Genomic DNA, 22137 nt, shown 5'->3' on the forward strand with positions numbered 1-22137 from the left:
GTAGACGGCGTTCTTAATTTGTGCGACGACGTGTTAACGCCACGCCTGCGCCCGTCAGTGCGCCCACAATCCCCCACATAATCATCAGGAATGCGCGACGCGGACTATCGCGTTTTACAGGTTCTTCAGGCGTTCGCAAATAACGATAGGTCTGAAAACGCGGATCCAGTGTTGGACCCACATTCAGGGTGTTAAGCATGGCGCGGTTCTGGTCGTAGTCGAGATCGAAATCTGGCCCGACGGCCTGCAGGTTTTCAAGACGCGCCTGCAGCATCGGGCGGCCCAGCAGGAACATTTCGGAATCCGGCAGCTCGTCGGCCGGTACGTCCGTTTCGCTGCGGGAGATATTGCGCTGCTCGGCGATTTTCAGCGCCTGTTCAATATTATGGACGCGGCGGGAGAAAATGGCTTTTGCCACCTCTTCCTGACGTTTAACCTGCGCCTTCATTTGAATGGTGCGCGCGGCCCATGCGCCTTTCAGCTCATCATTTAGATGGCTCGCAGCACGCTGGCTGGCGAAGGCGACATACTGGCGAAGCAGATTGTTCGCGTCCGGCGCGGTTTCAGCAATCAGCTTAACGTTGTCGTTGATGTTGCGCAGCACATCGCCTGGCGTGAACTGGATGTTGTTGATCAGGTCATCCAGCAGGGCGGCATCGGCTTTACTGTTACCGACCATGCGTTGTTTGTAGTAGTCCGTCTGGGACCAGAAGTCGCGGCGAGTATCCCAGGACGCCAGCTGCATGATGAACTCTTTGTAGGATTCATCCATTACAGAGGGCTGGTCCGAAGAGGCCAGATTGGCTTTGATGTCGAGGTTACGCAGGAACTGCTGCTGCGAATAGAAACCGCCCAACATGTTTACCGTTGGTCGATCGGTGATCGCGGTTGCGCTCCACTCTTGTTTCGCAAAAAAGGTGTACGCCAGCGCCAGCAGCGCGAACCCCAGTGCGATTCCTGCAATCCACAGCTTGCCCGCCCATAAAACACGAAACAAACCACGAATATCCAGCTCGTTCTCAGTTACCACTGATTTCGTTCCCGCCAACGGTTGAGTCATCACAGTCCCGTTTTTACTTAGTTAATGTTGGATTTTTACCACTGTTTCTACGCATCCGGCGTTTTACACGTTTAATGAAGCGCGCGACTTTCCATGCGCGTTTAATGCAATAGCCGTACATGAAGAATGCTAGCAAGAATAATACCAACATTACCCATTCAGGAATAAAGTGCGCATATTCTGCGGCTACCCCAATGCCAGCCAGCAGCGCGGCGGCGAGGGTGATCAGCACAAATGCCTGACGTGAAGTAAAACCTGCGCGCATGATCAGGTGATGAATATGCTGGCGGTCCGGTGAGAAAGGACTCATACCCTTGCGCAGACGACGATACATGATTGCCACCATGTCCATCAGCGGAATAGCGATGATCCACAGCGCGGTGACCGGGCTGATAGGGTGCGTTTTGCCCTGAGTCGTTTCCAGCAGGATCCAGATGACCGTGAAACCAATCAGCGTACTGCCTGCATCGCCCATAAAGACTTTATAGCGACGCCCCAGCACACCGAGGTTAAGCAGGATATAAGGCAGGATGGCCGCAATCATGGCGAAACACCACATTGACAGGCTGTACTGACCATCAAACCATAAAATGATACCGATAGCGGCGAAGGAGACAGACGACAGGCCACCCAGCAGACCGTCAATCCCATCAACCATGTTGAAGGCGTTGATGGCAGCCCAAACAGCAAACAGCGTCAGGAAGAAACCGAACGGACCGAGAACCATCTCCCAGGTGCCAAAGATATAACCGAGGCTGCTCAGATAGAGCTTACCGACCACCATCATGATGATGCCGATCGCGGCCTGAACCGAAGCACGGAATTTTACGCTGATATCGAAGCGGTCATCGAGCGCGCCCACCAGCACCAGAACACCCGCACAGGCCAGATAGAGTGCAGCGTGAGGGATATAATAATCTGCGATTCCAAAGGTAAAGCAAATGCCCGCGTAAACGGAGATTCCCCCAACCAGCGGGATCAGGCCCTGATGGCGTTTACGATAATTGGGTTTATCCACTAACCCGACTCTTTTTGCCACCTTACGCGCAATGAACAAAAAACAGGTTGTGAATAAAAAAATACTGATTAGCTCAGTAACCGCAGTGAGTAGATTCACAATTCATGCTCTCAACAAATGTTAATCCTGGAAGTATAACTACGAAGCCATAGCTCCCGAAGGAATAAAGCCAGCCTCTTACAACTCCCTTTGTATGTTTTTCAATCAATTACTTTTTGACGTTACAAACATTCTAATTGTCGCACTGGTCGGTCAAAAATGGGAGTCTGCGGTTATAGCGTATAGTCCAAAAAAAGAAAACGCCACGTAAAAACGTGGCGTTAGCTGGGTTTATTTGTATTACGAGCGTTTCATCATGTCGAAGAATTCGTCGTTTGTCTTAGTCATAGCCAGCTTATTGATGAGGAATTCCATTGCGTCGATTTCGCCCATTGGGTGAATGATTTTGCGCAGGATCCACATTTTCTGCAGCTCTTCCTGGGTGGTGAGCAGCTCTTCTTTACGGGTACCGGAACGGTTGTAGTCGATTGCCGGGAAGACGCGCTTCTCTGCAATTTTACGAGAGAGGTGCAGTTCCATGTTACCTGTACCTTTAAACTCTTCGTAAATCACTTCGTCCATTTTGGAGCCGGTATCGATCAGCGCTGTTGCGATGATGGTCAGGCTTCCGCCCTCTTCGACGTTACGTGCAGCACCGAAGAAACGTTTTGGACGATGCAGGGCGTTCGCATCCACACCACCGGTCAGCACTTTACCGGAAGCCGGAACGACGGTGTTGTACGCACGCGCCAGACGAGTGATGGAGTCGAGCAGGATGATAACGTCTTTCTTGTGTTCAACCAGACGCTTCGCTTTCTCGATAACCATTTCAGCAACCTGAACGTGGCGAGAGGCTGGCTCATCAAAGGTAGAAGCAACCACTTCACCTTTAACCAGACGCTGCATCTCGGTCACTTCCTCTGGACGCTCATCGATCAGCAGAACCATCAGTACGCAGTCTGGGTGGTTGTAAGCAATGCTCTGTGCGATGTTCTGCAGCAGCATGGTTTTACCCGCTTTCGGCGGTGCCACAATCAGACCACGCTGGCCACGACCAATCGGAGAAGCCAGATCCAGAACGCGAGCGGTGAGGTCTTCGGTAGAACCGTTACCACGCTCCATGCGCAGACGCGAGTTCGCGTGCAGCGGCGTTAAGTTTTCGAACAGGATCTTGTTGCGCGAGTTTTCAGGTTTATCGTAGTTAACTTCGTTAACTTTCAACAGCGCAAAGTAGCGTTCACCCTCTTTCGGAGGACGAATCTTACCTGAAATGGTATCACCTGTGCGGAGGTTGAAACGGCGGATTTGGCTAGGGGAAACGTAGATGTCATCAGGACCGGCGAGGTAGGAGCTGTCTGCAGAACGGAGGAAACCAAATCCGTCTTGCAATATCTCCAGGACACCGTCGCCAAAGATATCTTCGCCACTCTTTGCGTGCTGCTTCAGGATGGCAAAAATAATGTCCTGCTTGCGCATACGAGCCTGGTTTTCCAGCCCCATATTTTCGCCGAGAGTGATCAGCTCAGAAACCGGCGTATTCTTTAATTCGGTAAGATTCATAATGGTGTGGGTTCTTAAACTCGGGGTGATACTCGAACTTAATGTTGTGAATGGTATGGCAGGGTCATCCATGCCTGTTAGCGGCCATCAACTCATGTCTGTTCGCTGTCTGGTCAAAGAGAAAGCACAGAACTGAAACGACAAGACGGATTGAGTGACAAGCCCGGAATCTATCTACCTCTCGCATCGTTCATTTAACAATGGGAAGTATCGGGTAAAACCAGAACGACAAGGTAGTGTGTAAATCGAAGTCATAGGTAACTTAGCACGACTAAAGCCGGGCGTCCAGAGATCCACAGAATTTCGGAATCCAGACGCCGGCCGAGAAACCTTACGCCAGATTAGCGTCCAGGAACTCTTTCAGCTGACCTTTGGACAGTGCGCCCACTTTGGTTGCAGCCACTTCGCCGTTTTTGAACAGCAGAAGGGTTGGGATGCCACGGATGCCGTATTTTGGCGCGGTGCCCGGGTTCTGGTCGATGTTCAGCTTGGCAATGGTCAGTTTGCCCTGATATTCGTCAGCGATTTCATCCAGAATCGGGGCGATCATTTTGCAAGGACCACACCATTCAGCCCAGAAATCGACGAGGATCAGCCCGTCAGCTTTAAGTACGTCCGTGTCAAAACTGTCGTCAGTCAGGTGAATAATTTTATCGCTCATATATAACTCCACAGGAATAAGCCTGGCGTGTTGGTGTAGGATTAATCAACGACGTGTTGATGTAGCATTAACCAACTAAAGGTTGACTTTATTTCACCGGATACGCTTTCGTAAAGCAATAGTAAGCTGATATTCTACCACACTATGAGCAAAACACATTTAACAGAACAGAAGTTTTCCGACTTCGCCCTGCACGCAAAAGTTATCGAAGCCCTTGAAAATAAAGGCTTTCATAACTGCACGCCCATTCAAGCCCTCGCCCTGCCGCTCACGCTGGCCGGTCGCGATGTTGCAGGGCAGGCGCAAACCGGTACTGGCAAAACGATGGCGTTTTTGACGTCAACGTTTCATTATTTACTTTCTCATCCAGCAATTGCTGACCGAAAAGTTAACCAACCGCGTGCGCTGATCATGGCTCCAACGCGAGAACTTGCGGTGCAGATCCATGCCGACGCGGAACCTCTGGCACAGACCACTGGCCTGAAATTAGGCCTGGCTTATGGCGGCGACGGCTACGATAAACAGCTGAAAGTGCTGGAAAGCGGCGTTGATATTCTGATCGGTACCACCGGTCGTCTGATCGACTACGCAAAACAAAACCACATTAACCTCGGTGCAATCCAGGTTGTGGTCCTCGACGAAGCCGATCGTATGTACGATCTGGGCTTTATCAAAGATATCCGCTGGCTGTTCCGTCGTATGCCACCGACCACGCAGCGCCTGAACATGCTGTTCTCTGCCACCCTCTCCTACCGCGTCCGTGAACTGGCGTTCGAACAGATGAACAACGCCGAATACGTGGAAGTCGAGCCGGAGCAGAAAACGGGCCATCGTATTAAAGAAGAGCTCTTCTATCCGTCTAACGAAGAGAAGATGCGTCTGCTGCAAACGCTGATCGAAGAAGAGTGGCCAGATCGCGCCATTATCTTTGCCAACACCAAGCATCGCTGCGAAGACATCTGGGGCCATTTGGCGGCAGACGGACATCGCGTTGGCCTGCTGACCGGTGACGTGGCACAGAAAAAACGTCTGCGTATTCTTGAAGAATTTACCCGTGGTGACCTCGATATCCTGGTCGCTACCGACGTGGCTGCGCGCGGTCTGCACATTCCTGCCGTCACACACGTCTTTAACTACGATCTGCCTGACGATTGTGAAGACTACGTTCACCGTATCGGCCGTACCGGTCGTGCTGGCGCAAGCGGTCACTCCATCAGCCTGGCCTGTGAAGAGTACGCTCTGAACCTGACGGCGATCGAAACCTATATCGGCCACTCTATTCCGCAGAGCAAATACAATCCCGATGCGCTGTTGAGTGAACTGCCACCGGCGAAGCGCCTCACTCGCGCCCGCTCCGGCAATGGCCCACGCCGCACCGGCGGAGCACCACGTAACCGTCGTCGTTCAGGTTAATTACTATGCTCAGTTCCACCTCGCTTTATGCAGCTATTGATTTAGGTTCGAATAGTTTTCATATGCTGGTTGTACGCGAGGTGGCGGGGAGCATTCAGACCCTGACGCGCATCAAGCGCAAGGTCCGCCTCGCGGCGGGCCTGAGCAGCGATAATCATCTCTCTCCTGAAGCGATGGAACGCGGCTGGCAATGCCTGCGTCTGTTTGCTGAACGTCTGCAGGATATTCCGCACAATCAAATCCGCGTTGTGGCTACCGCCACGCTGCGACTGGCCGTGAACTCCGTCGATTTTATCGCGAAAGCGCAGGAAATCCTCGGCTGCCCGGTGCAGGTCATCAGCGGTGAAGAAGAAGCGCGTCTGATTTATCAGGGTGTCGCCCACACCACCGGTGGCGACGATCGTCGTCTGGTGGTGGACATTGGCGGCGCCAGCACCGAGCTGGTCACGGGCACCGGTTCGCAGGCGACGTCACTGTTCAGCCTGTCGATGGGATGTGTGACCTGGCTCGAGCGCTACTTTACCGATCGTAATCTTGCCCAGGAGAACTTCGACGAGGCCGAAAAAGCCGCGCGCGAAGTGCTGCGTCCGGTGATGGATGAACTGCGTTATCACGGCTGGAAAGTGTGTGTCGGCGCGTCGGGTACGGTTCAGGCTCTGCAAGAGATCATGATGGCGCAGGGCATGGATGAGCGGATTACGCTGGCCAAACTGCAGCAGCTGAAACAGCGCGCCATTCAGTGCGGTCGTCTGGAAGAGCTGGAAATTGAAGGTTTGACGCTCGAGCGCGCGCTGGTGTTCCCGAGCGGTCTGGCAATTCTGATCGCCATCTTCACCGAATTAGATATTCAATGTATGACCCTGGCCGGCGGCGCACTGCGCGAAGGACTGGTCTACGGCATGCTGCATCTGGCGGTGGAACAAGACATTCGCAGCCGCACGCTGCGCAATGTTCAGCGCCGTTTTATTGTTGATACGGAGCAGGCACAGCGCGTGGCCCAACTGGCCTCCAGCTTTGCAGACCAGGTGGCGACCACCTGGGCGCTTGAACCTCTGAGCCGTGATCTCTTACTGAGTGCCTGCGCACTGCATGAAATTGGTCTGAGCATTGATTTCAAACAGGCACCGGTTCACGCCGCGTATCTGGTGCGGAATCTGGATCTGCCGGGTTTCACTCCGGCGCAGAAAAAGCTGCTGGCGACATTGCTACTGAACCAGACCAACACCGTCGATCTCTCGTCTTTGCATCAGCAAAATGCCGTCCCGCCGCGGGTTGCCGAACATCTCTGTCGACTGCTGCGTCTGGCGATTCTGTTCGCCAGCCGTCGCCGCGCCGACTTATTGCCTGCTATCACCCTCTCCGCGAATGGCGAAAACCTGACGCTCACGCTGCCGGATAACTGGCTGGATCGTCACCCGCTTGGGGCTGAGATGATTGAGCAGGAATGCCAGTGGCAGAGCTACGTCCACTGGGATCTGGAAGTGAAATAGCGCCGCCGTTACTTCTCTTTGGCTTTCGCCAGCATGGCGCGAATGTTCGCCACGTTGGCTTGCCCTTTGTGCATCCTTTCTTCAGCCGTAATCACCTTACGCTCTTGCTCCCAAATCAGATCGTCCTGCGGCAGTTCCAGCAGGAAGCGGCTCGGTTCCGGGCGTACCATTTCGCCATACTGACGGCGCTCTTTGCACAGCGTAAAGGTCAGCTCTTTTTGCGCACGGGTAATGCCCACGTAAGCCAGACGTCGTTCTTCATCGACGTTGTCCTCATCAATGCTGCTCTGATGCGGCAATAATCCCTCTTCCATTCCCACCAGATAAACATACGGGAATTCAAGGCCTTTGGACGCGTGCAGGGTCATCAGCTGAACCTGATCCGCTTCCTCTTCGCTCTCGCCGCGCTCCATCATGTCGCGCAGGGTAAAGCGGGTGACGACCTGCGTCAGGGTCATCGGTTCGTCGATTTCGGAGCCTTCCAGCATTTCGGTCATCCACGTAAACAGCTGGTTGACGTTTTTCATGCGCATTTCGGCCGCTTTTGGGCTGGCGGACGTTTCGTACAGCCAGGATTCGTAATCGACGCCGTGGATGAGATCGCGTACGGCGGCGATCGGCTCGCGCTCGGCGAGGCGCTGGATCTCTCCCAGCCACTGGGTAAAGCGCGTCAGCGACTCGTAGCCGCGCCCGGTGAGCGTCGTGCTCAGCCCCATATCGAAGCTGGCGGTGAACATACTTTTATTTCGGGTCATCGCCCATTCACCCAGCTTTTGCAGCGTCGCCGGGCCGATTTCACGCTTCGGCGTGTTGACGATGCGCAAGAACGCGCTGTCGTCGTCCGGGTTGGTCAGCACGCGCAAATAGGCGAGCAGATCTTTGATCTCAGGGCGGGAGAAGAACGAGGTCCCGCCGGAGATTTTGTAAGGGATGCGGTTTTGCATCAGCATCTTTTCAAAGACGCGCGACTGGTGGTTCCCGCGATAGAGGATGGCGTAATCCTTATACTCGGTTTTATTGACGAAGTGATGGGCAATCAGCTCACCCGCCACGCGCTCGGCCTCGTGCTCTTCGTTGTTGGCACTGAGGACTTTCAGCTCGGTGCCATACCCCAGCTCGGAGAAGAGGCGTTTTTCGAAGACGTGCGGGTTGTTGGCGATCAGAATATTTGCTGCTTTGAGAATGCGTCCTGATGACCGGTAATTCTGCTCGAGCTTGACCACCTGGAGCGCGGGAAAATCTTTGCTCAGCAGGACCAGGTTTTGCGGACGCGCCCCGCGCCAGGAGTAGATCGACTGGTCGTCGTCGCCCACCACGGTAAAGCGCGCGCGCTGCCCCACCAGCAGTTTCACCAGCTCATACTGGCTGGTGTTGGTATCCTGATATTCATCCACCAGCAGATAGCGGATCTTGTTCTGCCAGCGCTCGCGCACCTCTTCATTGCGCTGGAGCAGCAGCGTCGGCAGCAGGATCAGGTCGTCAAAATCGAGAACGTTACAGGCTTTGAGGTGGTCGTCATACAGGCTGTAACAGTGGGCGAAGATCCGATCGCGCTCACCTTTGGCGCTCGCCGCAGCCTGCGCCGGCGTCATCAGATCGTTTTTCCAGTTGGAGATCGTCGAGATCAACTGCTGGAGGATGGTTTTGTCTTCTTCGAGCCGCCCTTCGGTCAACTCTTTCAGGAGTGCGACCTGATCCGTATCGTCGAAGAGGGAGAAATTCGATTTCATCCCCAGCGCGGCGTATTCACGCTTGATGATGTCCAGCCCCAGCGTGTGGAAGGTGGAGATCATCAGCCCGCGCGCCTCTTTGCGCCCGAGCGTCTGCCCGACACGCTCTTTCATCTCGCGCGCCGCCTTGTTGGTGAAGGTCACCGCCGCGATATGGCGCGCCTGATAGCCACAGCCGCGGATCAGATGGGCGATTTTATTGGTGATCACGCGCGTCTTTCCGGAACCCGCACCCGCCAGCACCAGGCAAGGTCCGGTGACGAATTCGACGGCTTGTTGTTGTCCGGGGTTTAAACGCATAAGAAGTTCACTCAATGAAGGTCGGGAGGAGATAAAAAGGAAAAACGCGTGTGGTAGTATAGCGAGCCTAATCCATACCACTCAAGGCACGATCATGGCAAAAACAGCAGCAGCACTGCATATTCTTGTTAAAGAAGAGAAACTGGCACTGGATCTTCTGGAGCAGATCAAAAACGGCGCGGACTTCGAGAAACTGGCGAAGAAACACTCTACCTGCCCGTCAGGCAAAAAAGGCGGCCATTTAGGTGAATTCCGTCAGGGCCAGATGGTTCCGGCGTTTGATAAAGTGGTGTTCTCCTGCCCGGTGCTGGAGCCAACCGGCCCACTGCACACTCAGTTCGGTTATCACATCATTAAAGTGCTGTACCGGAATTAACAGCAAAGCCTTCTCATAGAGAAGGCTTTTTATGTTTGCACCCTCTCCCGTGGGAGAGGGCTGGGGTGAGGGCATCAGGCCGCACCTCCCCGCAAAACAAAAAGCCCGGTGGCGGCTTCGCCTTACCGGGCCTACGAACGGAAGATGGTAGGTCGGGTAAGCTTTAGCGCCACCCGACTTTTTTATTATCCTGCTACAGCAATACGCTTCATATCCTTCATGTATCCACGCAGCGTGTGGCCCACGCTCTCAATCGCATGGCTACGAATCGCTTCGTTCACGTCGCGCAACTGAGCGTTATCAACCGTGCCTTCGGCAATCGCTTTACCCAGATCGCCTGCCTGCAGGGTGGTCATGAACTCTTTCAACAGCGGTACGCAAGCGTAAGAGAACAGGTAGTTGCCGTATTCTGCGGTATCAGAGATTACCACGTTCATTTCATACAGACGCTTACGGGCGATGGTGTTCGCGATCAGCGGCAGCTCGTGCAGTGATTCGTAGTAAGCGGATTCTTCGATGATGCCGGAGTCGACCATGGTCTCGAACGCCAGCTCAACGCCCGCTTTCACCATCGCGATCATCAGAACGCCTTTATCGAAGTACTCCTGCTCGCTGATTTTACCGTCAAACTGAGCGGCGGTTTCGAACGCGGTTTTACCGGTCTCTTCACGCCAGGTCAGCAGTTTCTTATCGTCGTTCGCCCAGTCAGCCATCATGCCGGAGGAGAATTCACCGGAGATGATGTCGTCCATGTGTTTCTGGAACAACGGCGCCATGATCTCTTTCAGCTGTTCGGACAGCGCATAAGCACGCAGTTTTGCCGGGTTGGACAGACGGTCCATCATCAGCGTGATACCGCCCTGCTTCAGCGCTTCGGTGATGGTTTCCCAGCCGAACTGAATGAGTTTTTCTGCGTAAGACGGGTCGGTACCCTCTTCCACCAGCTTGTCGAAGCACAGCAGAGAACCGGCCTGCAGCATACCGCACAGGATAGTCTGCTCGCCCATCAGGTCAGATTTCACTTCTGCCACGAAGGAAGATTCCAGCACGCCCGCACGGTGACCGCCAGTTGCCGCAGCCCAGGCTTTGGCAATCGCCATGCCTTCGCCCTTCGGATCGTTTTCCGGGTGAACGGCGATCAGGGTCGGTACGCCGAAACCACGTTTGTACTCTTCACGCACTTCGGTGCCCGGGCACTTCGGTGCAACCATCACCACGGTGATGTCTTTACGAATCTGCTCGCCCACTTCAACGATGTTGAAACCGTGAGAGTAGCCCAGCGCCGCGCCGTCTTTCATCAGCGGCTGAACGGAGCGCACAACGTCGGAGTGCTGTTTGTCTGGGGTCAGGTTAACCACCAGATCCGCCTGTGGGATCAGCTCTTCGTAGGTACCCACTTTGAAGCCGTTTTCGGTCGCTTTACGCCAGGAAGCGCGCTTCTCAGCAATCGCTTCTTTACGCAGGGCGTAGGAGATATCCAGACCGGAGTCACGCATATTCAGGCCCTGGTTCAGACCCTGTGCGCCACAGCCGACGATGACCACTTTTTTACCCTGAAGGTAGCTCGCGCCATCGGCGAATTCATCGCGCGCCATAAAGCGGCATTTGCCCAGCTGGGCCAGCTGCTGACGCAGATTCAGTGTATTGAAGTAGTTAGCCATGGTGAACTCCGTGATGTTGTGTTGCTTGTTGTTCTGGTCGCTTATGCGAGTATGGACTTACTATATGACAGGAATTTTATTGCGGAAATTGATATATTCACAACGTCACATTGCAATTTCTGCAACGTAAAAACGTGGAGTGTGGTCTGTGGATTTACGCGATCTCAAAACCTTTCTGCATCTGGCGGAAAGCCGTCACTTTGGCCGCAGCGCGCGGGCCATGCACGTCAGCCCCTCCACGCTTTCCCGGCAGATCCAGCGCCTGGAAGAGGATCTCGGTCAGGCCCTGTTTGTGCGCGATAACCGCACCGTGACGCTCACCGAAGCGGGCGAAGAGCTGCGATCTTTTGCCCATCAGACGTTGCTCCAGTACCAGCGGCTGCGGCACACCATCGATCAGCAGGGGCCCTCCCTCTCCGGCGAGTTGCATATTTTCTGCTCCGTGACGGCCGCCTATAGCCACTTGCCGCCGATTCTGGACCGGTTTCGCGCCGAGCACCCGTCGGTAGAAATCAAGCTCACCACGGGGGACGCCGCTGATGCGATGGAGAAAGTGGTAACGGGCGAAGCCGATCTGGCGATTGCAGGCAAACCCGAAACGCTGCCCGGCGCAGTCGCGTTTTCGATGCTGGAGAATCTGGCGGTGGTGTTAATTGCCCCGGCGCTGCCGTGTCCGGTGCGCAATCAGGTGTCGGTCGATCATCCCGACTGGTCAACGGTGCCGTTTATCATGGCCGATCAGGGGCCGGTGCGCCGTCGTATCGAACTGTGGTTCCGTCGGCAAAAAATCAGTAATCCGTCGATCTATGCGACGGTGGGCGGGCATGAAGCCATGGTTTCGATGGTCGCCCTCGGGTGTGGCGTGGCGTTGCTGCCGGAAGTGGTGCTGGAGAACAGCCCGGAGCCGGTGCGCAATCGCGTGATGATTTTAGAGCGCAGCGATGAGAAGACGCCGTTTGAGCTTGGCGTGTGCGCACAAAAAAAGCGGCTGCATGAGCCGCTTATTGATGCGTTTTGGCAGATTTTGCCAAACCATTAAACCCATACCGGACGCATTGTAGGCCCGATAAGCGCAGCGCCATCGGGCATTTGGACGTTAGCCCGCCAGGAAGAACCTGAACGCCGGGTTATGAGTTTCGTCGTGGCAATCGTAGCCCAGCTCGTTCAGCCGGGTTTCGAAATCCGGTTCATGCTCACCCAGTTCGAACGCCGCCAACACGCGCCCGTAATCGGTGCCGTGGCTGCGATAGTGGAACAGCGAAATGTTCCAGTGGGTGCCCAGCGTGTGCAGGAACTTGAGCAAAGCCCCCGGTGATTCCGGAAACTCAAAGCTGAACAGACGCTCTCGCAACGGCTTCGACGGACGCCCGCCGACCATATAGCGCACGTGCAGTTTCGCCATCTCGTCATCGGAGAGATCCACCACGCTGTAACCGCCCTCATTCAGCAGGTGAAGGATCTCTTTGCGTTCCTCCAGCCCACGGCTCAGCCGCACACCGACAAAAATGCAGGCATCTTTGGCATCGGCAAAGCGATAGTTAAACTCGGTCACTGAGCGCCCGCCGAGCAGCTGGCAGAATTTGAGGAAACTGCCCTTCTCTTCAGGGATCGTCACCGCCAGCAGGGCTTCGCGTTGCTCACCCAGCTCGCAGCGTTCGGACACGTAACGCAGGCCGTGGAAATTGACGTTCGCGCCAGAGAGCACGTGTGCCAGGCGTTCCCCGCGGATGTTGTGCTGAGCGATATATTTTTTCATCCCCGCCAGCGCCAGCGCGCCAGACGGTTCTGCCACCGCGCGGACATCCTCGAACAGATCTTTCATCGCCGCGCAGATCGCATCGCTGTCGACGGTGATGATGTCGTCGAGATACTCCTGGCACACGCGGAACGTCTCATCGCCGATACGTTTCACCGCCACGCCTTCAGCAAATAATCCCACGCGCGGCAGATCCACCGGATGACCGGCGTCCAGCGCCGCTTTCAGGCAGGCGGAATCTTCCGCTTCCACCGCAATCACTTTGATCTGCGGCATCAGTTGTTTAATGAGCACCGCGACACCCGCTGCCAGACCGCCACCGCCGACCGGGACAAACACGCGATCGAGGTGGGCATCCTGCTGCAGCAGTTCCAGCGCCAGCGTACCTTGCCCGGCAATCACCATCGGGTGATCGAAAGGTGGCACCCAGGTAAAGCCCTGCTGCTGCGCCAGTTCGATGGCGCGCGCTTTGGCTTCATCAAAATTGGCCCCGTGGAGCAGGACCTCGCCGCCGAAGCCGCGTACCGCGTCGACTTTGATATCAGCAGTCGCGACCGGCATCACGATCAGCGCTTTCAGCCCTAAACGTGCGGCAGAAAACGCCACGCCCTGGGCGTGATTCCCCGCCGATGCGGTGATAACCCCGCGCGCTTTTTGCTCTTCGGTTAACCCGGCCATCATCGCGTAGGCGCCGCGGAGCTTAAAGCTGTGGACCGGCTGGCGGTCTTCGCGCTTCACCAGAATCACGTTATCGAGACGGGACGACAGCTTGTCCATTTTCTGCAGCGGCGTGACCTGCACCGCCTCGTAGACCGGCGCGCGTAGCACCGCTCTGAGATATTCCGCCCCCTCAGGGGCGGCGGATAAGGGTTGTGATTCGGCCATCATTAGCCCCCAAGTTTGGATTTATCGCGCACCGCGCCTTTGTCCGCACTGGTGGCAAGGGTGGCGTAGGCGCGCAGGGCGAAGGAGACTTCGCGCTGGCGATCTTTTGGCGTCCAGGCTTTATCGCCCCGGGCTTCCTGAGCTTCACGGCGTGCAGCAATTTCCTGCTCGCTCAGCTGCAGCTGAATGCCGCGATTTGGAATGTCGATCGCAATCATGTCGCCGTCTTCGATGATGGCAATGTTGCCGCCGCTCGCCGCTTCCGGAGAGACGTGACCGATGGAGAGACCGGACGTACCGCCGGAGAATCGACCGTCGGTGATCAGCGCGCAGGCTTTGCCGAGACCCATGGATTTCAGGAAGGTGGTCGGATAGAGCATCTCCTGCATGCCTGGCCCGCCTTTTGGCCCTTCGTAGCGGATAACCACAACATCGCCCGCGACCACTTTACCGCCCAGAATGGCTTCCACCGCCGCGTCCTGGCTTTCATACACTTTTGCAGGACCGGTGAATTTCAGAATGCTGTCGTCCACGCCTGCCGTTTTGACGATGCAGCCGTTTTCCGCAAAGTTGCCGTACAGCACGGCCAGACCGCCGTCTTTGCTGTAGGCATTCTCCAGAGAGCGGATACAACCTTCGGCGCGATCGTCATCCAGGGTGTCCCAGCGACAATCCTGCGAGAAGGCCTGGGTGGTGCGGATGCCTGCCGGGCCGGCGCGGAACATCTTTTTCACCGCTTCGTCTTTGGTCAGCATCACGTCGTACTGGTCCAGCGTTTGCGGCAGCGTCAGGCCGAGAATGTTTTTCACGTCACGATTCAACAGGCCGGCGCGCTCCAGCTCGCCGAGAATGCCCAGCACACCACCGGCACGGTGAACGTCTTCCATGTGGTATTTCTGGGTACTTGGCGCGACTTTACACAGCTGTGGCACCTTGCGGGAGAGCTTGTCGATGTCACTCATGGTGAAATCAATTTCAGCTTCCTGCGCTGCGGCCAGCAGGTGCAGAACGGTGTTGGTGGATCCGCCCATGGCGATATCCAGGGTCATGGCATTTTCGAACGCCGCTTTGTTGGCGATATTGCGCGGCAGCGCGCTGACGTCGTCTTGCTCGTAATAACGTTTGGTCAGCTCAACGATGCGCGTACCGGCATTGAGGAACAGCTGTTTGCGGTCAGCGTGAGTCGCCAGCAGCGAGCCGTTGCCCGGCTGTGAAAGACCCAGCGCTTCGGTCAGACAGTTCATGGAGTTGGCGGTGAACATCCCGGAACAGGAGCCGCAGGTCGGACAGGCAGAACGTTCAACCTGATCGCTCTGCTCGTCGGAGACTTTCGGGTCCGCGCCCTGAATCATCGCGTCGACCAGGTCGAGTTTGATGATTTTGTCGGAGAGCTTGGTTTTACCGGCTTCCATCGGGCCGCCAGAGACGAAGATCACCGGAATGTTCAGGCGCAGGGAGGCCATCAGCATCCCCGGGGTGATTTTGTCGCAGTTGGAGATGCAGACCATCGCATCGGCGCAGTGGGCGTTCACCATGTACTCGACCGAATCGGCGATCAGCTCGCGCGACGGCAGTGAATAGAGCATGCCCCCGTGGCCCATCGCGATACCGTCATCGACAGCGATGGTATTGAACTCTTTCGCCACGCCGCCTGCGGCTTCGATTTGCTCGGCGACCAGTTTACCCAGATCGCGCAGGTGAACGTGACCCGGCACAAACTGGGTGAAGGAGTTAACCACGGCGATAATCGGCTTACCGAAGTCAGCGTCGGTCATCCCGGTTGCGCGCCACAGCGCGCGGGCACCGGCCATATTGCGGCCATGGGTGGTGGTGGCGGAACGATACTTAGGCATGCTTTATTTACTCCCGTCTATCTAATAAATGGGACGGTGCGTGCCGTCCCAAAATTATGCTTATGAATTAACTTGATCCAACCAGCCCCATTTATCTTCCGTTTCACCGGTGAAGAGGCCAAAGAATGCATCCTGAATACGTTTGGTGACCGGGCCACGACGACCTTCGCCCACCTGAATACCGTCTACGCTGCGAACCGGCGTGATTTCTGCCGCGGTACCGGACATGAAGACTTCATCGGCCAGGTACAGAGATTCGCGGGACAGCACCTGCTCGCGCACTTCGATACCCAGATCTTTCGCCAGCTTAATGATCGCATCACGGGTGATGCCCGGCAGCGCGGAAGAGGTAAATGGCGGGGTGAACAGAATGCCGTCTTTCACTTCGAACAGGTTCTCACCGGCACCTTCAGAGATATAGCCGTTGACGTCCAGAGCGATACCTTCCTGATAACCGTGGCGGCGCGCTTCGCTACCGACCAACAGGGAAGAGAGGTAGTTACCGCCCGCTTTGGCTGCGGTTGGGATGGTGTTTGGCGCAACGCGATTCCAGGATGAAACCATTGCGTCGATCCCCTGCTCCAGCGCTTCTGCACCCAGATAAGCCCCCCACGGGAACGCGGCAATGATGACATCTGTGGAGTAACCGGCTGGCGGGTTCACGCCCATGCCCACATCACCCACGAAGACCAGCGGACGAATATAGGCGCTGGTCAGATTGTTTTTGCGCAGCACCGCGCGGCACGCTTCCATCAGCTCATCAACGCTTTGAGAAACCGGGAAACGATAGATTTTGGCTGAGTCATGCAGACGCTGCATGTGTTCACGATGGCGGAACACCACTGGTCCTTTGTGAGAATCGTAGCAACGGACACCTTCAAACACAGAGGTACCGTAATGCAGGGCGTGGGACATCACGTGTACCGTGGCATCTTCCCAACGAACCATCTCACCGTTGAACCAAATGTAATCAGCTTTCTTCGTCGTCATGTTTTCTTCCTGTCACGCTCAAGCGCGGATTTGTTGTGATGTGGTTGTGCTCTGGCAGATGGCCACGTGGGCGACATCAACCAGTTTACTTAACTGGCTAAACAGTAAGTCGACCGACCGTGGGCTGGCAACGGTCAATTCGATATTTATGTTCTGGGCATCGGTGGCGGTTTCCATATTCATGGCGCAGATCTGAAAACCACGGTGACGGACCACGCGTAAGACGCGTTCTAATGTTTCGGGATTGAAGCGGGCCTGAACGGCGACCTGATGTTGCATCATGATAATTTCTCCATCATTTGTGCGTTACTGGCGCCAGGTGGCACCAACGGCCAGACATTCTCAAGCTCGTCGATTGAGACATGAAGCAGGTATGGTCCTTCGCTGGACAGCATGGTGTCGAGTGCCGCTTCAACCTGGTCTTTACGGGTGATGTGCTGGCCAGGGATGCCGAAGGCGCTGGCCAGTACGAGGAAATCGGGGTTATCCGTGAGGGTGGTTTCGCTGTAGCGCTCCTGGAAAAACAGCTGCTGCCACTGGCGAACCATTCCCAAACGCTGGTTATCCAGCAACAAGATTTTCAGCGGCAGCTGCTTGCGTTTGACCGTGCCCAGCTCCTGCACGTTCATCATGAACGAGCCATCACCGGACACGCAGATGACCGTATCATTCGGGCGCGCAACCTGAGCGCCTACGGCTGCTGGCAGGCCGAAGCCCATGGTTCCCAATCCGCTGGAGGTGATGAAGTTTTCCGGGCGGGTATAGGTCATATGCTGGGCCGACCACATCTGGTGCTGGCCGACGTCGGTGGTGACGACAGAGTCTGCCGGTTTGCGATCTGACAGCTGTTTTAACAGCAGCGGGGCATAGATGGCCTCGCCAGGATGATCGTAACGCCAGGCGTTTTCCACACGCATCTGCGCGGTGTGCTGGCGCCAGCTGTCGACGGACAATGGCTGTTGCAGCGCCGGTAACAGGGCGTTCAGATCGCCCTGCAGCGCGACGTGCGCCTGACGCAGTTTGTTCATTTCGGCCGGGTCGATATCCATATGGATCACTTTGGCATGCGGTGCGAAGGTATTCAGCTTGCCCGTCACGCGGTCGTCAAAACGCGCGCCAACGGCAATCAGCAGGTCACACTCTTGCACCGCCAGGTTGGCGGCTTTGGTGCCGTGCATCCCCAGCATGCCGAGGTAGTTCGGATCATTGGCATCAACCGCACCCAGGCCCTTCAGCGTACAGGTGGAGGGTATTTGGGTGACGGCGATAAATTCGCGCAGCGCCGGAACCGCCTGCGCCATGCCCACTCCGCCGCCCACGTAAAGCATCGGCTGTTGCGCCTGAGCCAGCATCTGGCGGGCTTCTTCAACGGCTTCGTGCGGGAAAGAGTCATCGCTTTCAACGGTGGAGAAATGCGGCTCTAAATCGCCGATCGCCAGCTGAATGTCTTTTGGGATATCAATCAGAACCGGGCCAGGACGGCCTGAGTTTGCCACCTGGAAGGCTTCTGCCATGACGCGCGGCAGCTCTTCCAGCGACTGCACCAGGAAGCTATGTTTGGTGCAGGCCAGGGACAAACCGAGAACGTCCACTTCCTGAAACGCATCGGTACCGATGAACGGCGAGGCGACCTGCCCAGTAATCGCGACCACAGGGACAGAATCCAGCAGCGCATCGGCAAGTCCCGTGATCAGGTTAGTCGCACCCGGTCCGGACGTCGCCATGCACACGCCGGTTTTACCGGTGGCGCGCGCAAAACCAATCGCCGCCATGGCCGCACCCTGCTCGTGTCGACACAACAGGTGCTCCACGCCGCCGTCATACAGCGCATCGTAGATCGGCATGATTGCGCCACCCGGATAGCCGAAGACCGTTTCGACCCCCTGTGCTCGCAACGCATGTACTACCCATTGTGCCCCGTTCATAGTGAGTTCCCCGTCATAAATCTGGAGAAACAGAATTTTGTGCTAGTTGTCATATTCTGCTCCTCGTTTAAGTTTTTAGGTCATAAAAAAACCCCCGGACCTTTCGGTGCGGGGGTCTTAGTTCGTTAAGGCTTGTTTTTTAAGCCTTTCCTCGTCCAAGTGCAGCCCCGCACGGTGGGATAATAATCACCACCACGCTAATCACGACCAGGCTAATCACTAGTAGAAGGGCTGTCATTTTGAGTTCTTTTGGCATCTTGTTCGAAGGAATACCTAAAGAGTTATCACAGACATCGAATTAAACACAAGAAAAATTTATGACCCGATTCCTTAGGCTGCGAATACTTTCTCAAAAAATGTTTGTTTTATATGAGAAAAACAGGAAATGAATATTTTTCATTTTTTGTCAGCCGCCGATGGCCGCAAAAACTTCGCTTTTTGTCTTTTTGCGAGCGGGATCCAGCCAGAAAGTAACCATTTCCTCATTGCATCAAAATGCAGGAACATGCCTCGTAATAGCGCGATTTGTCGCTAAAAAACGAAGAAATGAACTGGCATAGTGACCTCCAAAGGAGACACCTATGTCACTGTCAGTTGTTTATACTCGCGCCGCTTTAGGGGTGCAGGCACCACTTATTTCCGTTGAGGTCCATCTGAGCAATGGGCTGCCCGGCTTAACGCTCGTTGGACTGCCTGAAACCACGGTGAAGGAGGCTCGGGATCGCGTGCGAAGTGCGATCATCAACAGCGGTTATACCTTCCCCGCTAAGAAGATCACCATTAATCTTGCGCCTGCCGATCTGCCGAAAGAAGGCGGGCGATATGATTTACCTATCGCCCTGGCGCTCCTCACCGCCTCTGAGCAGCTTAACGCGCCCAATTTGAGCAGGTATGAGTTTGTGGGCGAACTGGCGCTTACAGGCGCGTTAAGAGGCGTTCCCGGTGCAATATCTGGCGCGCTGGCAGCGTTAAAGGCTGGAAGACAAATTGTTGTTGCCGCTGAAAATGCCTCAGAAGTTAGCCTAATCGAAGAGAAGGGCTGCCTGATTGCCGTGCATTTACAGGAGGTCTGCGCCTTTCTGGAAGGCCGCCATGAGCTGGCTGAGCCAGAGGAGAATCGCATCGTTCCACCGGAGCACACCGAAGACCTGAGCGATATCATCGGCCAGGAGCAGGGAAAGCGGGCATTAGAGATCACCGCGGCGGGCGGGCATAACCTATTGCTAATAGGACCACCGGGGACGGGGAAAACGATGCTGGCCAGCCGGCTGAACGGTTTGCTACCGCCGTTGAGCAACCATGAGGCGCTGGAGAGTGCGGCAATCATCAGTCTGACGAATTCCACGTCATTACAGCAACACTGGCGCAGAAGGCCGTTCCGTTCGCCTCACCACAGTGCTTCACTTACCGCGATGGTGGGCGGCGGCTCGATTCCTGAACCCGGTGAGATCTCCCTCGCCCATCACGGCATTTTGTTTCTGGATGAGTTACCTGAGTTCGAGAGACGCGTGCTGGATGCGTTGCGAGAACCGATTGAGTCCGGGCAGATCCATATTTCCCGTACTCGCGCCAAGATCAGCTATCCGGCTCAGTTTCAGCTCATCGCTGCAATGAATCCAAGCCCTTCAGGCCATTATCAGGGTAATCACAACCGGAGCACGCCCGAGCAGACACTTCGCTATCTGGGGAGGCTGTCAGGGCCCTTTCTCGACCGTTTTGATCTCTCACTGGAAATCCCATTGCCGCCGCCGGGTGTGCTCAGCCAGACAAATGTGACTGGCGAGAGCAGCCGCATTGTACGGGACAGGGTGATTCACGCGCAGGAACGGCAGTATTTACGCCAGGACAAACTCAATGCGCGTCTCGATAACGCTCAGATCCGTCAGTTTTGCCACCTGGCAGAGAGTGATTCTCGCTGGCTGGAAGAGACGCTGACGCGGTTTGGGCTCTCAGTACGTGCCTGGCAACGGTTATTGAAGGTGGCGCGCACTATCGCTGATTTAGAGGGGGATGATGATATACAGCGGCGGCACCTGCAGGAGGCGTTGAGTTACCGCGCAATAGATCGATTGCTGCTGCATCTGCAAAAGATGCTGGCGTAAAAAAGGGGCCGTAGCCCCTTTTCACATCATATCAATCGTCAGATTCGGTGTAGTCTTCTGCACCTTCCATCTGCGGCTTACCGCCGGAGAGAGTATGGAAACGCTTTGGTCGCTTGATGCGAGCCATGTATTTGATCCATACGCGTTCTGCTTCAGATTCTGGCTCACGCTCACCACGGCAAACGGCAACAAACAGTTTTTCGTCTTCAGTTGCAGGCTCACGTTTCCCCAGATCCAGCTCGTTAAAGGCATAACCATGGCGCTCAAGCAGTTGCGCCTCTTTGATGGTGAAATCGCCATGACGAGAGAACCCGCGCGGATAATTTTTATTGTCGAAAAAACGATTAGTTGTCGTAAAGCTTTCCGCCATCCTACACGCTCCTAATTCTTTGGCCGAGCTATTTATGGCGCGGAGTATTAGTTACGCTTGACAGAGCGTCAAACAAAACATTTAAATCATAACGACAAATAATTTTGCGGAGAAAGATGTGGATACGGAATTGCTAAAAACTTTCCTCGAAGTGAGTAGAACGCGTCACTTTGGGCGAGCAGCGGAAGCACTTTACCTGACTCAGTCGGCGGTGAGTTTTCGTATTCGTCAGCTGGAAAATCAACTCGGTGTGAATCTTTTTACCCGCCATCGCAACAACATCCGGTTAACGGCGGCCGGAGAGAAGCTCTTACCCTACGCCGAAACGCTGATGAATACCTGGCAGGCTGCGCGAAAAGAGGTGGCGCATACGTCCAGATACAATGAGTTTTCCATCGGGGCAAGTGCGTCTTTGTGGGAGTGCATGTTGAGCCAGTGGCTCACGCGGCTGTATAAATCTCACGATAATCTACAATTTGAGGCCCGGATCGCGCAGCGGCAGTCCCTGGTGAAACAGCTTCACGAGCGTCAGTTGGATCTCCTGATCACCACAGAAGCGCCCAAGATGGATGAATTTAGCAGCCAGATCCTGGGGCAGTTTAGTCTTTCGCTCTATGCGTCTGAACCCTCAATGATGAAAGCGGATCTCAGTTATCTGAGACTCGAGTGGGGACCCGATTTCCAGCAGCATGAAGCCGGTTTGATCGCCGCCGATGATGTCCCTACGCTGACAACCAGCTCAGCTGAAATTGCCTGTCAGCAATTAGCCCTTCTGAAAGGTTGCACCTGGTTACCCACTCGCTGGGCAGATGAGAAACCGGGCCTGCATACTGTCGCTGATTCAACCACGCTTATCAGGCCACTTTATGCCATCTGGCTTCAGAACAGCGATAAACATGCTCAAATTAAAGATCTATTGAAAATCAATGTAATGGATTAGTTCAAAAC

Annotated in this window: 20 protein-coding genes; 6 read left to right on the forward strand and 14 right to left on the reverse strand. The window is 55.2% G+C overall.

Translation table 11 applies throughout. The features are described 5' to 3' along the window. Positions 1–13: 13 nt before the first annotated feature. The 4 genes from wzzE to trxA form a co-directional block, all read right to left on the reverse strand. Positions 14–1060: an ECA polysaccharide chain length modulation protein gene (gene wzzE, locus U9O48_RS22045; protein WP_282493896.1), complete on the reverse strand. Its 1047-nt coding sequence runs from the start codon at positions 1058–1060 to the stop codon at positions 14–16. 13 nt (positions 1061–1073) lie between these two features. Then, a complete protein-coding gene (gene wecA / locus U9O48_RS22050) occupies positions 1074–2177 on the reverse strand; it encodes a UDP-N-acetylglucosamine--undecaprenyl-phosphate N-acetylglucosaminephosphotransferase (RefSeq protein WP_282493895.1) in 1104 nt (367 codons plus the stop codon). A gap of 240 nt (positions 2178–2417) precedes the next feature. Further along, positions 2418–3677, reverse strand: coding sequence for a transcription termination factor Rho (rho, locus tag U9O48_RS22055; RefSeq protein ID WP_061706582.1), 1260 nt, complete (start codon positions 3675–3677; stop codon positions 2418–2420). A gap of 331 nt (positions 3678–4008) precedes the next feature. Continuing rightward, entirely contained in the window at positions 4009–4338 is a 330-nt protein-coding gene (gene trxA, locus U9O48_RS22060) for a thioredoxin TrxA (RefSeq protein WP_002437994.1), read from the reverse strand. Between the two features lie 144 nt (positions 4339–4482). Here trxA and rhlB point away from each other — a divergent pair, with 144 nt between their 5' ends. Together rhlB and gppA are read left to right on the forward strand one after the other, a co-directional pair. Next, positions 4483–5751, forward strand: coding sequence for an ATP-dependent RNA helicase RhlB (gene rhlB / locus U9O48_RS22065; protein ID WP_282493894.1), 1269 nt, complete (start codon positions 4483–4485; stop codon positions 5749–5751). A gap of 5 nt (positions 5752–5756) precedes the next feature. Then, positions 5757–7241 (forward strand): guanosine-5'-triphosphate,3'-diphosphate diphosphatase, encoded by a 1485-nt coding sequence (gene gppA / locus U9O48_RS22070; protein ID WP_285148787.1) that lies wholly within the window; start codon positions 5757–5759, stop codon positions 7239–7241. Positions 7242–7249: 8 nt separating this feature from the next. Here the strand turns inward: gppA and rep are convergent, their stop codons facing one another. Next, positions 7250–9271, reverse strand: a complete 2022-nt coding sequence (gene rep / locus U9O48_RS22075) for a DNA helicase Rep (protein WP_285145531.1) — start codon at positions 9269–9271, stop codon at positions 7250–7252. Positions 9272–9365: 94 nt separating this feature from the next. Here rep and ppiC point away from each other — a divergent pair, with 94 nt between their 5' ends. After that, complete coding sequence (gene ppiC, locus U9O48_RS22080) at positions 9366–9647, forward strand: peptidylprolyl isomerase PpiC (RefSeq protein ID WP_015960967.1); 282 nt, start codon at positions 9366–9368, stop codon at positions 9645–9647. Positions 9648–9832: 185 nt separating this feature from the next. Here ppiC and ilvC read toward each other — a convergent pair whose 3' ends face one another. After that, positions 9833–11308 (reverse strand): ketol-acid reductoisomerase, encoded by a 1476-nt coding sequence (gene ilvC, locus U9O48_RS22085; protein ID WP_282493891.1) that lies wholly within the window; start codon positions 11306–11308, stop codon positions 9833–9835. Positions 11309–11456: 148 nt separating this feature from the next. Between ilvC and ilvY the strand changes: the two genes are divergently transcribed. Beyond that, a complete protein-coding gene (gene ilvY / locus U9O48_RS22090; RefSeq protein ID WP_285148788.1) occupies positions 11457–12347 on the forward strand; it encodes an HTH-type transcriptional activator IlvY in 891 nt (296 codons plus the stop codon). A 57-nt stretch (positions 12348–12404) separates the two neighbouring features. Here ilvY and ilvA read toward each other — a convergent pair whose 3' ends face one another. From ilvA to ilvL, 7 genes are all read right to left on the reverse strand, one after another. After that, on the reverse strand, positions 12405–13949 hold the full coding sequence (gene ilvA / locus U9O48_RS22095) for a threonine ammonia-lyase, biosynthetic (RefSeq protein WP_282493951.1): 1545 nt from the start codon (positions 13947–13949) through the stop codon (positions 12405–12407). A gap of 2 nt (positions 13950–13951) precedes the next feature. Next, a complete protein-coding gene (gene ilvD / locus U9O48_RS22100; protein ID WP_285145532.1) occupies positions 13952–15802 on the reverse strand; it encodes a dihydroxy-acid dehydratase in 1851 nt (616 codons plus the stop codon). A 60-nt stretch (positions 15803–15862) separates the two neighbouring features. Further along, positions 15863–16792: a branched-chain-amino-acid transaminase gene (ilvE, locus tag U9O48_RS22105; RefSeq protein WP_282493888.1), complete on the reverse strand. Its 930-nt coding sequence runs from the start codon at positions 16790–16792 to the stop codon at positions 15863–15865. A gap of 18 nt (positions 16793–16810) precedes the next feature. Next, a complete protein-coding gene (gene ilvM / locus U9O48_RS22110; protein ID WP_095283916.1) occupies positions 16811–17074 on the reverse strand; it encodes an acetolactate synthase 2 small subunit in 264 nt (87 codons plus the stop codon). Continuing rightward, positions 17071–18717, reverse strand: a complete 1647-nt coding sequence (ilvG, locus tag U9O48_RS22115; RefSeq protein ID WP_285145533.1) for an acetolactate synthase 2 catalytic subunit — start codon at positions 18715–18717, stop codon at positions 17071–17073. The genes ilvM and ilvG overlap by 4 nt, the downstream gene beginning before the upstream one ends. Beyond that, positions 18714–18770 carry a peptide IlvX gene (gene ilvX, locus U9O48_RS22120; RefSeq protein WP_194514210.1) on the reverse strand — a complete coding sequence of 19 codons (57 nt, stop codon included), beginning with the start codon at positions 18768–18770 and terminating at the stop codon, positions 18714–18716. The genes ilvG and ilvX overlap by 4 nt, the downstream gene beginning before the upstream one ends. 86 nt (positions 18771–18856) lie before the next feature. Continuing rightward, positions 18857–18955: an ilv operon leader peptide gene (ilvL, locus tag U9O48_RS22125; protein WP_023620831.1), complete on the reverse strand. Its 99-nt coding sequence runs from the start codon at positions 18953–18955 to the stop codon at positions 18857–18859. A 343-nt stretch (positions 18956–19298) separates the two neighbouring features. Here ilvL and U9O48_RS22130 point away from each other — a divergent pair, with 343 nt between their 5' ends. Next, positions 19299–20819, forward strand: coding sequence for a YifB family Mg chelatase-like AAA ATPase (locus tag U9O48_RS22130; RefSeq protein ID WP_285145534.1), 1521 nt, complete (start codon positions 19299–19301; stop codon positions 20817–20819). Between the two features lie 31 nt (positions 20820–20850). Here the strand turns inward: U9O48_RS22130 and U9O48_RS22135 are convergent, their stop codons facing one another. Further along, entirely contained in the window at positions 20851–21189 is a 339-nt protein-coding gene (locus U9O48_RS22135) for a DUF413 domain-containing protein (protein WP_100778408.1), read from the reverse strand. 118 nt (positions 21190–21307) lie between these two features. On the opposite strand from U9O48_RS22135, the gene hdfR reads away from it, so the two are divergent. Continuing rightward, entirely contained in the window at positions 21308–22129 is an 822-nt protein-coding gene (gene hdfR / locus U9O48_RS22140) for an HTH-type transcriptional regulator HdfR (protein WP_282493885.1), read from the forward strand. The last annotated feature ends 8 nt before the right edge of the window (positions 22130–22137 follow it).

It is taken from the genome of Lelliottia sp. JS-SCA-14, from assembly GCF_035593345.1.
GTDB classification, from domain to species: Bacteria; Pseudomonadota; Gammaproteobacteria; order Enterobacterales; family Enterobacteriaceae; genus Enterobacter; species Enterobacter wanjuensis.

Excerpts from the sequence above, each read along its gene's own strand:
- U9O48_RS22135 (WP_100778408.1), bottom strand. The coding sequence starts at position 21,189 with ATGGCGGAAAGCTTTACGACAACTAATCGTTTTTTCGACAATAAAAAT.
- ilvA (WP_282493951.1), bottom strand. The coding sequence starts at position 13,949 with ATGGCCGAATCACAACCCTTATCCGCCGCCCCTGAGGGGGCGGAATAT.
- rho (WP_061706582.1), bottom strand. The coding sequence starts at position 3,677 with ATGAATCTTACCGAATTAAAGAATACGCCGGTTTCTGAGCTGATCACT.
- gppA (WP_285148787.1), top strand. The coding sequence starts at position 5,757 with ATGCTCAGTTCCACCTCGCTTTATGCAGCTATTGATTTAGGTTCGAAT.
- ilvE (WP_282493888.1), bottom strand. The coding sequence starts at position 16,792 with ATGACGACGAAGAAAGCTGATTACATTTGGTTCAACGGTGAGATGGTT.
- ilvL (WP_023620831.1), bottom strand. The coding sequence starts at position 18,955 with ATGACAGCCCTTCTACTAGTGATTAGCCTGGTCGTGATTAGCGTGGTG.
- wzzE (WP_282493896.1), bottom strand. The coding sequence starts at position 1,060 with ATGACTCAACCGTTGGCGGGAACGAAATCAGTGGTAACTGAGAACGAG.
- trxA (WP_002437994.1), bottom strand. The coding sequence starts at position 4,338 with ATGAGCGATAAAATTATTCACCTGACTGACGACAGTTTTGACACGGAC.
- ilvC (WP_282493891.1), bottom strand. The coding sequence starts at position 11,308 with ATGGCTAACTACTTCAATACACTGAATCTGCGTCAGCAGCTGGCCCAG.
- ilvD (WP_285145532.1), bottom strand. The coding sequence starts at position 15,802 with ATGCCTAAGTATCGTTCCGCCACCACCACCCATGGCCGCAATATGGCC.
- ilvG (WP_285145533.1), bottom strand. The coding sequence starts at position 18,717 with ATGAACGGGGCACAATGGGTAGTACATGCGTTGCGAGCACAGGGGGTC.
- rhlB (WP_282493894.1), top strand. The coding sequence starts at position 4,483 with ATGAGCAAAACACATTTAACAGAACAGAAGTTTTCCGACTTCGCCCTG.
- rep (WP_285145531.1), bottom strand. The coding sequence starts at position 9,271 with ATGCGTTTAAACCCCGGACAACAACAAGCCGTCGAATTCGTCACCGGA.
- U9O48_RS22130 (WP_285145534.1), top strand. The coding sequence starts at position 19,299 with ATGTCACTGTCAGTTGTTTATACTCGCGCCGCTTTAGGGGTGCAGGCA.
- ppiC (WP_015960967.1), top strand. The coding sequence starts at position 9,366 with ATGGCAAAAACAGCAGCAGCACTGCATATTCTTGTTAAAGAAGAGAAA.
- ilvM (WP_095283916.1), bottom strand. The coding sequence starts at position 17,074 with ATGATGCAACATCAGGTCGCCGTTCAGGCCCGCTTCAATCCCGAAACA.